This window comes from Gemmatimonadaceae bacterium (genome assembly GCA_019637445.1).
Classification (GTDB): Bacteria; Gemmatimonadota; Gemmatimonadetes; order Gemmatimonadales; family Gemmatimonadaceae; genus Pseudogemmatithrix.
Genome location: JAHBVS010000001.1, coordinates 204,873 through 220,854 on the forward strand (window position 1 = coordinate 204,873; position 15,982 = coordinate 220,854).

Annotated in this window: 14 protein-coding genes; all 14 read right to left on the reverse strand. The window is 68.4% G+C overall.

From position 1 onward, the window contains the following. Window position 1 precedes the first annotated feature (1 nt). Window positions 2-559, reverse strand: coding sequence for a 16S rRNA (guanine(966)-N(2))-methyltransferase RsmD (gene rsmD, locus KF709_00980; protein ID MBX3172962.1), 558 nt, complete (start codon window positions 557-559; stop codon window positions 2-4). 38 nt (window positions 560-597) lie between these two features. Beyond that, entirely contained in the window at window positions 598-2,466 is a 1,869-nt protein-coding gene (locus KF709_00985) for a DHH family phosphoesterase (GenBank protein ID MBX3172963.1), read from the reverse strand. Further along, complete coding sequence (locus tag KF709_00990) at window positions 2,463-3,164, reverse strand: hypothetical protein (GenBank protein MBX3172964.1); 702 nt, start codon at window positions 3,162-3,164, stop codon at window positions 2,463-2,465. Before KF709_00990 ends, KF709_00985 begins: the two co-directional genes overlap by 4 nt. Window positions 3,165-3,228: 64 nt before the next feature. Beyond that, window positions 3,229-5,148 carry a DNA primase gene (gene dnaG / locus KF709_00995; protein ID MBX3172965.1) on the reverse strand — a complete coding sequence of 640 codons (1,920 nt, stop codon included), beginning with the start codon at window positions 5,146-5,148 and terminating at the stop codon, window positions 3,229-3,231. A 61-nt stretch (window positions 5,149-5,209) separates the two neighbouring features. Further along, window positions 5,210-7,798: a Smr/MutS family protein gene (locus KF709_01000; protein ID MBX3172966.1), complete on the reverse strand. Its 2,589-nt coding sequence runs from the start codon at window positions 7,796-7,798 to the stop codon at window positions 5,210-5,212. Further along, window positions 7,795-8,238 (reverse strand): GatB/YqeY domain-containing protein, encoded by a 444-nt coding sequence (locus tag KF709_01005; GenBank protein ID MBX3172967.1) that lies wholly within the window; start codon window positions 8,236-8,238, stop codon window positions 7,795-7,797. Before KF709_01005 ends, KF709_01000 begins: the two co-directional genes overlap by 4 nt. Further along, a complete protein-coding gene (gene rpsU, locus KF709_01010; protein MBX3172968.1) occupies window positions 8,238-8,426 on the reverse strand; it encodes a 30S ribosomal protein S21 in 189 nt (62 codons plus the stop codon). The genes KF709_01005 and rpsU overlap by 1 nt, the downstream gene beginning before the upstream one ends. Before the next feature lie 286 nt (window positions 8,427-8,712). After that, a complete protein-coding gene (locus KF709_01015; GenBank protein MBX3172969.1) occupies window positions 8,713-9,837 on the reverse strand; it encodes a glycosyltransferase in 1,125 nt (374 codons plus the stop codon). Continuing rightward, the gene (locus tag KF709_01020) at window positions 9,822-10,160 is read right to left on the reverse strand and encodes a histidine triad nucleotide-binding protein (GenBank protein ID MBX3172970.1); all 339 of its coding nucleotides are present in this window, start codon (window positions 10,158-10,160) and stop codon (window positions 9,822-9,824) included. The genes KF709_01015 and KF709_01020 overlap by 16 nt, the downstream gene beginning before the upstream one ends. Window positions 10,161-10,205: 45 nt before the next feature. After that, window positions 10,206-10,946: an RsmE family RNA methyltransferase gene (locus tag KF709_01025; GenBank protein MBX3172971.1), complete on the reverse strand. Its 741-nt coding sequence runs from the start codon at window positions 10,944-10,946 to the stop codon at window positions 10,206-10,208. A 106-nt stretch (window positions 10,947-11,052) separates the two neighbouring features. Next, window positions 11,053-11,868, reverse strand: a complete 816-nt coding sequence (locus KF709_01030; protein ID MBX3172972.1) for a 50S ribosomal protein L11 methyltransferase — start codon at window positions 11,866-11,868, stop codon at window positions 11,053-11,055. Between the two features lie 192 nt (window positions 11,869-12,060). Further along, window positions 12,061-13,194: a molecular chaperone DnaJ gene (dnaJ, locus tag KF709_01035; protein ID MBX3172973.1), complete on the reverse strand. Its 1,134-nt coding sequence runs from the start codon at window positions 13,192-13,194 to the stop codon at window positions 12,061-12,063. Window positions 13,195-13,562: 368 nt separating this feature from the next. Then, window positions 13,563-14,606, reverse strand: coding sequence for a heat-inducible transcription repressor HrcA (hrcA, locus tag KF709_01040; protein ID MBX3172974.1), 1,044 nt, complete (start codon window positions 14,604-14,606; stop codon window positions 13,563-13,565). 33 nt (window positions 14,607-14,639) lie between these two features. Next, window positions 14,640-15,815: a radical SAM family heme chaperone HemW gene (hemW, locus tag KF709_01045; protein ID MBX3172975.1), complete on the reverse strand. Its 1,176-nt coding sequence runs from the start codon at window positions 15,813-15,815 to the stop codon at window positions 14,640-14,642. Between the last annotated feature and the right edge of the window lie 167 nt (window positions 15,816-15,982).

Genomic DNA, 15,982 nt, shown 5'->3' on the forward strand with positions numbered 1-15,982 from the left:
GTCAGTCGGTGGTCCGGTAAAGGGTCAACGCAGTGTCTCCGTAGACTCGGCGTTCGCTGCCCGCGCTGCCGCTGGCCTCGGGCAAGGTCAGCGTGGCCTCGTGCTCCACCCCAAAGATTGCCGCGAACGGCGCCGCGAGCCAGCGGGCAGCCAGTGCCTCGGCGATTCCCTCGCGGTACGGCGGGTCGGCGAACGCCAGCTGCCAGGTGGGCGCGTCACCCACCTGCAGCGATGCGCTCTCGAGGAATCGCAGCGCCTCGGCGCGGTGGACCCGTGCGGTTTCGCCAGCGCCGAGCGCAGCGATGTTGGCGTCCAGGACCTGGAGGGTCCGCGCGTCCTTCTCGACGAAGTCGCAGGAGACCGCGCCGCGCGACAGGGCCTCAAGGCCCAGGGCGCCCGACCCGGCGCAAAGGTCGACCACCGCGGCGTCCGGGATGTCGCGCTGCACGATGCTCATCCAGGCCTCGCGCACGCGGTCTGCGGTGGGCCGCACACCCTTGGGCGGTACCTTGATGCGGCGCCCGCGCCAGGCGCCGGCCACGATGCGGAGTTCAGCCATCGCACCGCCGCGTGCCTGTAGGCACGATGCTGCCTGACTCAGGCATCGCTCTTCCGAAGGTCGAGGATCGTCGCCTGCAGGGTTCGCGCGCCGCGATACTCGTTCACGTCGAGGCGGTACACGAGATCCAACCGCGCATCGCGCCCCACCTCCGCGGCCCGCGCCGCCATCCCCCAACCCACGGCCTCGCGCGGACCGTCACCGGCATCCAGCTGCAGCTTGAGACCGTCGCTACCCACCTTGCGCGGCCCGCCGACCACCGAGACGCCGCGTGAGACCAACACCGGGCCGGGATTGCCCACACCGAAGGGCTCGAGATAGCGAATGGCCGCAAGCAGCCGCTCGTTGGCCGACCCGATCGGCAACTCGAGGTCTGGCCGCAGTTCGGGGACCAACTGCTCGTCACTGAGCCGCGAGCGCGCCTCCGCGTCAAAGCGTTCGGTGAACTCGTCGATGCGCGCGGCATCGATGGTCAGCCCCGCCGCCGCGCGGTGTCCCCCGTACTTGATGAGCAGGTCACCACAGGCCACCAGCGCCGCGTGCAGGTCGAATCCCGACACGGAACGCCCACTGCCCTTCCCGATGCGCTGCCCGCCGTCCTCCGCGACGGCAATCATGAATGTCGGGCGATGCGTGAGCTCCACCACCCGCGACGCGACGATCCCGATCACGCCGGGCTCCCAGCCGTCTCCAGCGAGCACCAAACCGCGCGCCGCGTCGAGATCGATGTCGTCCAGTCGCCGCTGCGCCTCCTCGAGGATGCGCCGGTCCAACTCCTGCCGCTCGGCGTTCGCCTCGTTGCACTTGGCGGCGAGGTCCATCGCTGTCGTCTCGTCCTCGGCGAGCAGCAGGTCCACGCCGAGCAGGGCCTGCCGGATGCGGCCCAACGCATTGAGACGCGGCGCCACGACAAACCCGAGTCGACCGGCGGTCAGGCGCTTCTCATCGAGGCCCGCCGAGCGGAGCAATGCGCGCAGGCCAAGGTTCCGCGGCGCCGGCTGCGTCGGGCTACGGGGCGTCGTCATGCGCTTGAGCCCCTCGGCCACGAGGATGCGGTTGTCGCCCGTCAGCGGCGCAACGTCCGCCACCGTGGCAAGTGCGACCAGCTCGAGTTGGTCGTCGACCACCTGCGGATCACCACCACAGAGCTCGCTCACCACGGAGGCGAGCTTCCACGCGACGCCGACGGCGGCGAGGTGCTGGTCGGCGCGAGTCGAAGTAGTCGCGCTCGCGCTCGACATCGCCGCACCGTTCGAGCCCACGGTCACGCCACGCCCGCTCGTGCCCTCCGCCAACCGGGTCAGATCCCGCTGCGGATTCACCAAGGCAACGCAGGGCGGCAGTTCCGCCCCCGGCTGGTGATGGTCCGTGATGATCAGCGCGATGCCTGCGGCCTCGAGCGCTCGCGCTGGTTCCACTGCGGTCGTCCCGCAATCGCAGGTGACGACCAGCTTGGCCCCGGCTTCCACCGCCGCGCGCACGCCTGCCGGCCCAAGGTCATAGCCATCCGTCTTGCGATCCGGAATGAACGGCACGACGTCGCCCCCGACACCGCGCAGCACCCGCGTCAGCAGCGCGGTCGAGCAGATGCCATCCACGTCGTAGTCGCCGTGCACCACGATGCGCTCGCCGGCGCGGATTGAAGTGGCAATTCTCTCCGCGGCGCGACGGAGGTCCCCGAGCGCTTCGGGGGGCGTCAGGTCGCCCAGCGAGGGCCGCAGGAAGCCCTTCGCGACCTCCGGATCGTGCACGCCGCGCACGGCAAGGAGAGCCAACAGGCTCTCCGGCAGCGGCGATTTGTGTGCGTGCTCGCCACGCGGGGCAAGCGAGTCGGACAGCGCGCGTACAATGTCCGCCGGCACGGCCGGCGCCGTGCGCCAGCGTGCCGGCGGACGGATGCGGCTCACGCCTCGTGGTACATCAGGACGCCGCAGACCTCGCAGAGCTCGATGGCGTTGGTATTCACCATCGCGTGCCGACGCTGCATCGGGATCGCCGTGTCGCAGGCGCCGCAAGAGAGGCCGTTGAGCGCGACCACCACGTGCACGCGCTTCTTGTTCCGGATGCGGTCATAGCGCTGGCGCAGCGAGTCCTCGACGCCCTTCGCGGCCTGCTCACGCTTGGCCTCCGCCGCCTTGAGCTCGGCGGTCAACGAGGCGCGCTGCTCCTCCACCTCGCCGCGTGCCGACGCCTGCTCCTCTTCGAGGGCGGCCAGGTCGGCCTTGGCGCCGTTCATCGCGCCGCGCATCTCCTCCAACCGTCGGTTCAGCGCCAGCAGGTCGCTCTCCTCGCCCGCCACGATGCGCTTGGCCTGCTCCATCTGTGCCGCCGCCGCGGTGGCCTGCCGCATTGTCTTCACGGCGTCCAACTGGGCCTGGTTCCGATCGATCAGCTCGCGATGCTCGGCGATCTTGTCGCGCAGGAAGGCCTGCTTCTTCTCCTCTGCGGCCACCAGCCCTTCCTGTCGCTCCACCGCGTCGGCCAGGCGTCGTCGCCGCGCGTCCAGTTCCGCAATTCGGGGTTCCAGCGCGTCGAGCTTGGTCTCGATCTCGTGGATCGCGAGGTCGTCGGCCTGCAGGGCGAGCAGTGGCGTGATATCGGACATTGGCGGAGCGGAAGGTGGCGAGGGAGTGACTGAACGGTAAACGGTTTGCGTCGGAAATGCGGCCTCAGGTCCTACTACGCACGGCGCCCCACTTTCCGGCGCCCAAGGCATTGCGCTCGGCCGTGAGCTGCCGGATGCGCAGGTTCAGGCGGTCCTTGTCAGCATCGTCGGCCAGGGGCAGCAGCGACTTCAGCTCTGCCACGCGGGCGTCCAGCGACCGCCCGCGCAACTGGCGGATGGCGTCGCTGACCGTCCGCGGGGCATTCAGCACGGCGTCGGCCTCGCCGCGCAGCGTTTCATAGACGTGAATCGCCAGCGGATCGAGATACGACGCGAAGCTCTCAGCGTCCGCCTCGGCCCCCACCTGCTTGGCCGCCTCGTAGATCGCGGCGAACACGGGGTCGCGGAGCACGCCCGCCATCTCGTCCGCAAGCGCGTCGGCCTCGCCATCGCCCGGCGATTCCTCGGCCTCTAGCTTGCCCAGTTCCTCGACGATGAGGTCCTGATGCGCCGGGTGCGTGAGCAGCACGCGGATGAGCGACTGCTCGGCGTTCCCCTGCTCCACCGTCGAGCGATACGGCCCGCGCGGCACGTATGGCGCGGCCTCCTCGCCCGGCGGCGGCGCGTCCGCATCGCGGTACTCGCCGTCGGGATCCGCGCGCATCGGCCGTACCGCGGGACCGCCGCGCGCCGGCGTCCGCCCGCGGCGCACCGCGTGCAGTTCCTGCAACAACACCTCGCGCGCGATGCCGGCGGCCTCCGCGGCCCGCGCCAGGTACAGGTCCCGAGTGATGGGATCGCTGGCCGCACGAATCGTCGGCAACAGACGATCCAAGGCCCGCCGCTTGTGCTGTAGGTCCGCGAACCAGCCGGCACGTTGGAGCAATTGCACCTTGCGATCGAACACGTCCATCGCATCGAGGATCAGCGGTTCCACGCCGGCACGTCCTTTGGCCCGCGTAAAGGTGTCCGGATCCTCGCCTTCCGGCAGCGTCACGACACGCACCTCGAGCCCCTTCGCCAACAGCACATCGGCCGCGCGGAAGGTGGCCTTCTGGCCGGGTCCGTCCGAGTCATAGAGCAACACGACCTGCTTCGTGTATCGGCCGAGCAGTTCCGCCTGTGACTCCGTCAGCGCAGTGCCCATCGGGGCCACGACGTTCTCGATGCCCGCGTCCACCAAGCGCAGGGCGTCGAAGTAGCCCTCGACGATGATCACGCGCTCCTCGCGGCGGATCGCGTGCCGTGCGCTCCCGAGGTTGTAGAGCAGCCGACCCTTGGAGAAGATCTCCGACTCGGCGGAGTTGAGGTACTTCGGCTCGCCTGGACCGAGCAAGCGCCCGCCGAAACCGACGGTGTGTCCGCTCGGATCGAGAATTGGAAACATCAGCCGGTCGCGAAAGCGGGGACGCGGCTCGTCGTAGCCCTCGCGCTGCACGAGCAGGCCTGCGGCGAGCGCGCGCGCGTCTTCCACCCCGAGACCGCTGAAGTGCGAACGAAGCGCCTGCGGATCACGCGGCGCATAGCCCAGCCCAAAGCGGTCCGCCGTCTCGCGCGACACCGCACGCTCGGAGAGGTAGTCGCGCGCCTGCGCCCCGGCCGGCGAATCCCAGAGAGCCTTGGTGAAGAACTCGGCCACGATGCCGTGCAGCTCCCACATCGGCTCGCGCGGGTCCGGCCCCTCGTGGCGCCGCTGCACTTCCACGACCTCGATGCCCGCCTTGGCGCCCACGTACTTCACCGCTTCGGGGAAGCTCATCCCCAGCCGCTTCTGCACGAAGGTGAACACCGAACCTTTCTCATGGCAGACAAAGCAGGTGTAGCCGCGACCGGGGACCACGGAGAAGTTGGGTCCGGTGCCTCCGTGGAACGGGCAGGGCCCACGCCACACCGAGCCGGTCTTCTTGAGCTTCACGTGCTCGCTGATCACTGCAACGATGTCCGCCTGGTCGGAGACCTGCGCGACGACTTCGTCGGGGATCACAACTGCCTCCGCGATGGGCCACGCAGCCTGACGCAAGGCACCTGCACGGCGCCTGCCGCGCTCACAGCTCCGCCACGGTCACGCCCGCGCCGCCCTCGTTCCACGCGCCCAGCCGGAAGCCCTTCACCCGCGCATCCCCCTTGAGCAGCTGGGTCACGCGTTCGCGCAGTGCGCCGGTGCCCTTGCCGTGGATGATACGCAGTTGGTGCAAATCCGCACGGATCGCCGCGTCCAGCGCCTGCAGCAGCGCGTCGTCGAGCTCGTGCACGCGCATGCCGCGCAGGTCCACCTCGGTCTTCGCGTGGATCTCCGGCACGTCGACAATCGCCACCGGCACCGAGGCCTCGCGCAGATGCCGCTGCGACACGCGACGCAGCGAGGCGAAGGGCACCGTGAGCTTCAGTGCCCCGACGCTCACCACCGCGTCGTCGCCGCGGCGCTCAAGCAGCTTGCCGGTTTTCCCGCCCAGCGTCGCGACCTCGACGGCGTCGCCAAGTTCGAGCACAACGCCGCGCTTGTCGCGCGTGGGCTCCGCGCCCTGCTTCGCCTTCCAGGCCGCCTCCTGCGCCACCTTCTCGGCGACGTCGAGCGCCTCGAGCACCTCTCGCTCCTCCGCCGCGCGCTGTTCGAGCGCGCGACGGGCGGCCGCAGCCGTCTGGTCAATGCTCGCCGCACCCGCCTCCTTCAGCGCCTTGATCGTCGCCTCAACCTCCTGCCGCGCCTCCAGCAAGTAGCGCCGCGAGCCCTTCCGCGCCTCCCGCTCCAGCTCACGCTCCTGCGTGCGCACCGCCTGCTCGCGCTCAGCGATGCGCGACGCGCGCGACTGCAGATCCTCCTGCTGCGCCGCGACTTCGCGCTCCCGCGCCGCCAAGGACTCGGCGCGCGCCTCAACGTCCGCGAGCAACGCACTCAGATTGCGCTCCATCTGCGGCACGCGCTCCTCGGCGCGCGCGAGCACCGCCTCGCTCATCGAGAGCCGCCGCGCGATGGCCAAGCCGTACGAACGCCCCGGCACGCCCTTGATCAGGCGATAGGTCGGGGCCAGGCGCTCGGCGTCGAATTGCAACGAGGCATTCACCACACCAGCGACCTCACCCGCCAGCTCCTTGAGCGCGCCGAGGTGTGTGGTCGCGATGGTCGTCGTACCGCGACCGGTCAGCGACTCGAGAATCGCGCCGCCCAGCGCCGCGCCTTCGAGCGGATCCGTGCCCGAGCCCAACTCGTCAATCAGTACCAGCGAGTCGGCGCCGGCGTGGTCCACGATTTCCTTGAGGTGCTTGAGGTGCGCCGAAAAGGTCGAGAGCGAGGCCTCGAGCGACTGCTCGTCGCCGATGTCGGCGAAGACGTCGTCAAAGCAGGGGATGCTCGACTCCGCGCCTACTGGTGCGGGAATGCCGCTCTGCGCCATCAGCGCGATTAGCGCGAGCGCCTTGAGCAAGACGGTCTTGCCGCCGGTGTTGGGGCCAGAGACGAGCAGCGTGCGCTCCTCCGTCGACATCGCGAGGTCGAACGGCACGACGGCGACGCCCTGCGCGAGCAGCAGCGGGTGGCGACCGTCGTGGATGTGCCAACCTGACGCCGGCAGCGCCGCGTTCGCAGCGTCACGCGCATCGTCCGCGCCGACACCGCGTGCCGCGACAAGCGTCGCATCCGTGCACTTGGCGGCCAGCGCATACCGCGCCCTGCCGTACAGCGAGTCCAACTCCACCAGCGCGTCCCAGGCATCCGCGAGCGCCTCGCGCTCGGGGCGAATCAGGTCCGTCAACTCACGCAGGATCCGTTCGATCTCCGCGCGCTCCTCCGCCTCGAGCTCACGCAGGCGATTTCCCGCCTCCACCGCGGCCGGCGGCTCCACGTACAGTGTCTGCCCTGTCTGCGAGCTGTCGTGCACGATCCCACCGACCGCGCCCTTCCCTTCGCGGCGCACTGGAATGACCCAACGCCCGTTGCGCAGTGTCACCGAGGCATCGTCGACGCGATGGTGCGGCTCCAGCTTGGCCATCAGGCGCTCGAGCAGCCGGACAATCTCACCCTCCGCGCCGCGCAGCTCCTTGCGGATGCGCCGCAGCGCAGGCGAGGCGTCGTCCCTAAGCTCGCCTTCGTCGGTCAACACACGCTCGAGCTGCTGCTCAATCTGCGGCCGCGCAATCAATCGATCGGCAAGCGCGGCCAAAGGGGCGCGCGCCGCCGGATGCCGCGCCTCGTCGCGCAACGCGGCCTGCGTGAGCCGCGCCGAGCGCAGCAGCGTGACCACGCTGCGGAGTTCAGGGCCACTCCAGATCGTGCCGATGACGCGCAGTCGCTGCAGCGGCTGCTCAAGCTCCGGGATGGCCTCGGAGCGATACGGGTTCTCGCCGCCAATGAGCAGGCGCATCGCCGCCACGCGGGCGTGCTCCGCGTGCAGGGCATCGAGCGCGTCGCCTCGGTCGAGGTGCGTCCCGCCGACACGAAGCGGGCGCAGCGCGCGAATGCGTGCGGCACCCGGACTGGAGGACGCGTGACGGGCGACGAAGTCGAGCAGTCGCGCGAATTCGAGGACGTCCAGGGCGTGCGTCTGGATCGACGCGCGCTGGTTGGTGCCGCCGAGCGCCTGAGTATGGACCGCGTCGTGCTGGCCCAGGGTGCTGGCCGCCTCCGACGCGTCGCTCACGCCTGGGGCCCGAGCTCCTCGCGCGCGATGCGATTCAGCACGCTGCCGTCGAGGCGACCCTTGAACTGGGGCATCACCTTGCCCATCACCGCGCCGATCTTCGACGCGCCCGCGGCGACGGCCGCGCGGACCGCTGCGCGTACCTCGTCGTCCGAGGGTGCGGCCGGGAGGTAGACCTCGAGGGCCTCGGCCTCCCGCCGCTCCGCGGCCGCCTGTTCCGCGCGGCCGCCTTGCTCGTACATCTCCACCGACTCCCGCCGCCGCTTGATCGCCTTGCGCAGCACCTCGACGACATCGTCGTCGGTGATGCTGCGCTTCACGGCAATCTCGTGGTTGCGGATGTCGGCCAGCACGGTGCCGAGGAGCAGGACCTGGGGCTTGTCCTGCGCCTTCCGGGCAGCGTTCAGCTCACCCTGCAGCCGTGCCGCCAACTCCGACATCAGTGTGTCCGCGTACGGCGATTCTTCCGCTGCGCCGCGTTAAGCTTGCGCTTCCGCTTCTCGCTGGGCTTCTCGTAGTGACGATGCTTGCGCAGATCGGCGAGGATTCCGGCCTTCTCGCACTTCTTCTTGAAGCGCTTGAGCGCACGCTCGAAGTTCTCGTCCTCGTGGATGACGACTTCCGACAAACTGACTTCCCCCCTTGAGTGGCGTGTCTGCGCCGGCTGGGGTTCTGGTTGGGTTAGCCTTGTAAGTTAGGCCCGGTTGGGCATTTGGGCAATGGTGGGACTGCAGAGGGAGGACGGAGGACAAAAGAGGCGAGGCCGTTCGGCCTCGCCCCCGCATCCTCCCCCGCATCCTCCCCCGCATCAAGTCCCTCACCCCGCATCATCCCGCATCCCGTTCCCGCTTCCCTCTGCGCAGGTCCAACCCGCATCGCCGTTCGCATCCACTAGCCGCATCCGGCATCCGGCATCACCCCCGCATCCCCGCTACCACCCGCTCCACGCCCGCCAGAAATTCTGCCTCGGAGAACCGCTCCGCCTGGGCGCGGCAGGCGGCGTCCGCACCCCGCATCGAAGCATCCGCCTCGAACCGCATCACCGCATCCCGGATCCCCTCCACGGTCTGCGACTCAAACAGCACGCCACAGTCGCCGTCCGGAACCGTCTCCCGCACCCCACCCCGACCGTAGCCGATCACCGGCGTCCCGCAGGCCATGGCCTCCACCGGCACGATGCCAAAGTCCTCCTCGGCCGCGAACACAAACGCTGCCGCCCGCCGAAACCAGTCCCGCATCCCCTCCCGCCCAACCCGTCCGAGGAACGTGACATTCGGTGCCCCCACAGCCTGCGCCCGCGCCAGATCTGGCCCCTCCCCAATCACCACCAACCGCCGCGTGGGCATGGCTGCGAACGCCTCCACGATCAACGGCATCCGCTTGTACGGCACCATCCGCGACGCCGTGACATACAGATCCGCCTCGCGGACCACGGTAGCAGACGGCGTGAAGAACCCCGTATCCACCGGCGGATACACGACCGTCGAATCCCGCCCCCAGACCCGCCGAATCCGCTCCGCAATGAACTGCGAGATGGCGATGATCTCCGTCGGCCGCGACGCCGTTCGCGCATCCCACGCCCGCATCCGAGCGAGCAAGCGCCGCGCGAGAAACCCCTTCAGGCCCGACGACAGCCCCGACTCCACCAGATACTGCTCCTGCAGGTCCCACGCATACCGCATCGGCGAACACACGATGCTCAGGTGCGGCTGCCCCGGCGCCGTGCGCACGCCTTTCGCCACCGCGTGCGACACACTGATCACCAGGTCATAGCCCGAAACGTCAAGGGACTCAATCGCCCGCGGCATCAACGGCAGCAACCGCCGATGTGAGCGCTTCGCCGTCGGAATCCGCTGCAGGAACGACGTGATAACGCGCCGATCGCCGATCAGCTCGCGCAGCGAGGGGACCGGGTCGGCAATCAGCGTGAAGAGATCCGCCTGCGGATAGAGGCGGCAAAGCTGTCCCGTGATCTCCTCCGACCCACCGTGCGTGAGGAGCCACTCGTGGACGATCGCGACCCTCAGCCCGGCGGCCACGTCATCTGGCGACCACCCAGGATGTGCATATGGATGTGCGGCACCGTCTGGCCGCCGTTCTCGCCCGTGTTGATCACCGCGCGATAGCCCGACTCGGCCAGGCCGAGCTCCTTGGCGACGGAGCGCGCCAGCATCGCCATTGCACCCAGCACGCTGCCATCCGGCATCTCAGTCATCGACGTGTAGTGCTTCTTCGGCACCACCAGCACGTGCACCGGCGCCTGCGGCGCGATGTCCTTGAACGCGATGCAGTAGTCGCTCTCGCCGACCACGTCGGCGGGAATCTCACCTTTGACAATCTTGCAGAAGAGGCAGTCGCTCATCGCGCGAAACCTAATGCCTGGCGGAGACCGGGGCTGTGGGGACGATCAGACGAACGCGTCGAGTGCCGCGCGCACCGCCGCCATCCCGGCGACGGCTGCCGTCTCGAACCGGAGGACGCTCGCACCGAGGGCCACCGGATGGAAGCCCCCGGCGCGAAACAGTTCGAGCTCGCTGTCCTCGAAGCCGCCTTCGGGCCCCACCGCGATCGTGACGCCACCGAGGCCGCTGAGCGCTTGACGCTGCTCGAGCAGATGCGCCAGCAAGGGCGCGCCGCCCGCGTCGAGCACCACGGCCACCCCGTCCGGTCTCGCGGCAATGGCCGACTCCACCGTGGCCTCCGGGTACGCCATCGGCAACCAGGCACCACCACTCTGCCCCAGGGCTCCCCGCATCCGCGCGGCCACCTTCTGTTGGAACGTCGTGCCTTCGCCGCGCGGGTTCACGTGCTTGGAGCGCCGGTACATCACCGGACGCCAACTCGCGGCACCAAGCTCGGTCGCCTTCTCCGCCAGCCAGAGCATCCGGTCCTTGTCCGCCACGGGCACGAGGAGATGGATGGGCGACACCGGCTCCACCGACTCCGATTGCTCGATGCTCACCGTGGCGTGCCGCTTCGCGAGCGAGGTCAGCACGCCCTCGCCGCGCGTGCCCTGGCCGTCCAGAAGGCGCACCCGCGCACCCGTCTCCAAACGGCGCACGCGCAGGTGATGGGATTCGTCCTCGCCCAGCGTGACTGTCGCGGGCGCGCTGAAGGGTTCGTCGGTAACGAAGGTGGGCAGGCTCACGCGGGACAATCTCGCGTCGGACGACGCGAGGCGCGAGTCAGTGCGACGAGATATCCGCGTCTCGCGACCCTCGCTGCGCGCGCTGCGCGCGGAGCGGCCGGGGCGCTCAGCCCGCCAGTCGCGCGCGCACGCTCCACCACTGCTCCTCGCGGTCCTCGGCCTCCACGTCCCAGCCGGCGCTCCCAAGCGCCGCGAGCATCCGTTCGCGCTCCTCGAGCAGGATCCCACTGAGGATGATCACGCCATCCTCGGCCAGCGTCAGCGCCAGCAGCGGCAACAGTTCGACCAGCACCGACGAGATGATGTTCGCGAGGATCACGCGCACGGGTGCGACCAGCGGCAGCAGCACCGCCGCATCGCCCTCCAACACCGCGACGCGCTCAGAGACGCCGTTGCGCACGACGTTCTCTTCCGCATTCGAGATCGCGTCCGGATCGATCTCGATTGCATACGCCCGCGCGGCGCCAAGCTTCGCCGCGGCAATCGCCAGCACCGCCGAACCTGCGCCGAGATCCGCCACGCTATCCCCCGCGCGCACGACGCCCTGCATCAGGCGCACCACGCCACGCGTGGTCGGATGCTCTCCAGTACCAAAGGCCATCGCCGGCTCGATGACGATGGTGGTCGCCGGGTCGCGGCCCGCGGCAAGCCACGGCGGCGTGACCGTGAGCGAACCCAGCGCGTGCGCCGTGATCCGCTCCTTCCATTTCTCCGCCCAATCCGTGTCATCGAGCGGCGCAATGTCCGCACTCAGCCCCGCATCCGCCGCCCGCACGCGTGCGACAAACCCCTCCGCATCCACCCCCGCAGAGAGATGCGTCACAAACGAGGCGCCGAGGTCCTGAATCCCCTCTGCGCCCGCCTCGAACATCGCCGCCGCCACCGCATCCCGCAGCGTCTCGGTCGACGGCCGCAGTTCCACTCGAGTCCAAGCACTCGTCAACGGCTCTCCCGCATCCCGTCCCGCATCCCGTCCCGCATCCCGTCCCGCATCCCGTCCCGCATCCCGTCCCGCATCCACCCCCGCATCAAGTCCCGAGCCCCGCATCATCCCGCATTCCGTTCCCGCTTCCCTCTGCGTAGTTCCAACCCGCATCGCCGTTCGCATCCCGCATCACCCATTCAGCGCCTCTTTCATTTTTGCCCAGAACCCTTTCTCCCGCTTCTCCGGCGGCTTCGCCTGCACCTCGTGCAGCTGCTCAATCAGCTTCTCCTCATCCTTGGAGAGCTTAGCCGGCGTCCACACCTGCGTCCGCACGTGCAAGTCCCCCGTCCCGCTGGCATTCACCCGAGGCAACCCCCGCCCCCGCAGCACAAACACCTGCCCACTCTGCGTCCCCGGCGGCACGCGCAAAGAGAGCGGCCCCGCCACCCCGGGCACATCGATATCCGCCCCGAGCACCGCCTGCGGATACGTGATCAGCACCTCGCAGTAGAGATCCTCCCCGTCGCGCTCGAAGCGCTCGTCCTCGATCACCTCAAAGACGACAATCACATCGCCACGCGGCCCACCGCGCACTCCCGCATTCCCCACGCCACGCAGGTGCATGTACTGCCCCGTCGCCACGCCGGCCGGGACCTTGAGGTCAATCGTGTGCTCGCCCCGCTGCCGGCCCTCACCGCGGCACTCCTTGCAGGGCGAAGCGATCATCGTGCCTTCACCGCGGCAGGTCGGACAGGGCGCCACGCTCACGAATTGTCCAAAGAAGCTCTGCTGCGCCCGCCGCACCTCGCCCTGCCCCGCGCAGGTCGTGCAACGCTGCGGCTTCGTCCCCGCCTCGGCGCCCGACCCACTGCAGCGCTCGCAGGGATCGAGCAGCTTGAGCTTCACGGACTTGGTGACGCCCGTCGCGACCTCGGCCATCGTCAGCTCGAGGTCGACCTTGACATCCGCGCCGCTGCGCGGCCCCTGGGACTGCCGACCTCCACCCCCGGCGCCGCCGAAGAGGTCGCCGAGCCCGAAGTCGCGCATGAAGATGTTCAGCGCCTCGGAGAGGTCCACGTGATGGAACCCGGCGGCCCCGCCGCCGCGCAAACCGGCCTCGCCATAGCGATCGAAGGCCGCGCGCTTCTGCGGGTCGCGCAGCACGTCGTAGGCCTCGGTGATCGCCTTGAACTTCTCCTCGGCGTCCTTGGCGCCCCCGTTGCGGTCGGGGTGGTACTGCATCGCCAACTTGCGATACGCCTTCTTGATATCGTCGTCGCTCGCCGTGCGCGGGACGCCGAGCGTGTCGTAGAAATCAGCCATTTCGGTGCTGTGATGTGCGGGACGCGGCCGCGTCCCTGCCACTGTGGCGGGTTCTCGTGAAGCTAATGCCTAGAGTGGCAAGCTCGGTGCCGTTCTGGATCTGCCTGGCGAGGTTTTGCCACAGAGGCACGGAGGCACAGAGAACCACGCATGCGGGAGCAACGGCGGATGCGGGACAACGGCGAGAGGCGATTCGGAAACAGCAACTGCTTGCTACGGGCTGCGCGTCTCACTGATCTACCCGAGGGCCCCCTTCAACCTGCGGTTTCTGTTTCAGTCCCTGCATCGCAGTTCGAAGTGGTCCCGCATTCGCCGTTCAGCCCGCATCCGCAGTCCTCTGTGTCTCCGTGCCTCTGTGGCAAAGCAGTTCACGCCAGGAGATCAGTGACCAGAGAAGAGGTGTGCGTGACAAGCGCGATGACCTTTTCATACGGCATCCGCGTCGGCCCGATGACGCCGATCACGCCGCTCAGGCTGCCGGAGCGATACTCGGCCGTCACGAGCGTCAGGCCACCGAGCAGCTGAGAGCCGTGCTCGTCGCCGATCGTGATCGACACGCCAGGCGTGTGCGCGCGCTTGCGCAGCAACTCGGCGAGCTGTGTGCGTGTGTCGGTGAGCGCAATCAGCTGCTTCATCCGCTCTCCGCTCGAGAACTCCGGCTTGTCGGCCAGCACCGAGGCCTGGCCGAGGAGCACCGACTCCTCTGCCTCTGGGCCGGAGACGTCGAACAGTTGCTCGCCTTCCTGCACGAAGATGTTGAGCAGTTCGGTCGCGCGGCCGCCCGTTACGGCGTCGCGCAGGCGCGCCCCGAGGTTTGCCCGGATCTCCGCGAGCGAGAGCCCGCCGAGACGCTCGTTCAGCACCCGCTCCACCTCGGCGATGGCGTCGTCCGCGATCTCGCCTGCGACTTCAATGAAGATCGTGCGGACCGCGCCACCGCGGAGCGTCAGGACCAGGATCAGCCGCTCGCTGTTCATCCGCACGAGTTCAAGGCGGCTCAGGATCGTCTGGTCGAGGCGGGGACCCAAGGCCACGCCCAGTTCCTGCGTCAGCACTCCCAGCGACTGGGCTGCCCGCCGCAGGATGGTCTCGATCGCCGAGCCGCGCTCGCCGAGCTGCTCCGCCAGCCGCTCACGCTCGGGAAGGGCCAGGGGCTCGAGGCGCATCAGGCCATCGACATAGACCCGGTAGGCCTTCTCGGTGGGGATGCGCCCGGCCGACGTGTGCGGGTGGAAGAGAAAGCCCTTCTCTTCGAGGTCCGCCATCGTATTGCGAATGGTGGCAGGCGAGACTCCAAGCCCGAACCGCCGGCTGATTGTGCGCGAACCCGCCGGCTCCGCGGTCTCCACATACGAACGGATGACTGCCTCAAGCACCTGCCGTTCGCGGTCGGAGAGCTCCTGATGCGCCATAAGTGTCTGATTATGAACGACTTCGGAGCGAAGTCAAGCGCGCTCTCGCGCGGCGATCAGTTCGGTGGCCAGCGCATCCATCCGTAGCCATCCGGAGGGGCTCAGTCGGAGCCGGCGCTGCTTGTCCAACCGGCCCCACCCCTCCCGCACCCACCGAGTAACCATCTCAACCTCAGAATGATGGATACTCAGCCCTCCAGAGGCTCGAAGCCCGAGATAAACCTCCTCCGCCCTGCGGCCGTCGTCGCCGGGATCTTCGGAGCCGGCGAAGGGGTCGGCGCCCTGCTCCACCAGCTCGAGCCACTTGGCGTACGCCGCCACGTTCCAACGACGGGTTCGACCATCGAAGCCGTGCGCGGAGGGCCCGAGCCCCAGGTAGGGGACACCCGTCCAATAGGAGGAGTTGTGGCGTGAGCGCCGGCCGAGCTTGGCGTAGTTGGAGACCTCGTAGTGCTCGAATCCCGCCTCTCCAAGCCTGCGGTCGGCGAGGAGGAACTCCTCCTCATAGGACTCCTCCGGGGATTCCCGAACCTCGCCCGCGGAAGCCCAGCGACCCAGCGGAGTCTGGGGTTCGATCGTGAGTCCGTAGACCGAGAGATGGCTGGGCTCCAGGGCCAGCGCCGAGTCCAGGTCGCGCTGCCAGTCTCGGTTCAAAGTCTTGGGAAGCGCATAGATGAGATCGAGGGAAATGTTCTGGATCCCTGCACCTCGGAGCGCCTCTACCGCCACAGCCGCCTGGTCAGGACTGTGTTCCCGGTGCATCCATTCCAGCACGGAAGCGTCAAAAGACTGGACACCAAGCGATACCCGGTTCACGCCAGCTTCGGCCCAAGCGTGTGCGACTATTGCGGTCAGGTCCTCCGGATTCGCCTCGACCGTGACTTCGATGTCTTCGTTGAATGTGGATAACTTAGCCACACCAAGCCGGCGTGAAACAGAGTCAAGGAGGCGCGCCACGCCGTCCCCGCCGAGCTTCGAGGGCGTTCCGCCACCCAGGTAGATGCTCAGAGGCGCTGCGCCGAGCGGCCCTATGGAGCGTGTTACCATCTCCGCCATAATGGCGTCAATGAACCGGTTGACCGGTACCTCTCGCCGCACGGCGATCGAGAAATCGCAGTACGAGCACCGGCGACCGCAGAACGGCACGTGGATGTAGACGTGCCGCGGATCAGCATCTGAGCCGGTGCTTGAAGCGACAGTGCCGCTCATCCGAGAGCCAGGTGACAAGATGCCGGCTCCACCAGCCAAAGACAGCCGACCCCACAGACTGAGAATGACTTAAAGTAAATTCTCAAAGTATCTATTTGCTTAAGTTTATGATGCTTAGATACTGTTACGCTTGAAGTTCCATGTGGAGAGCTGCAGCTTGTCGATTT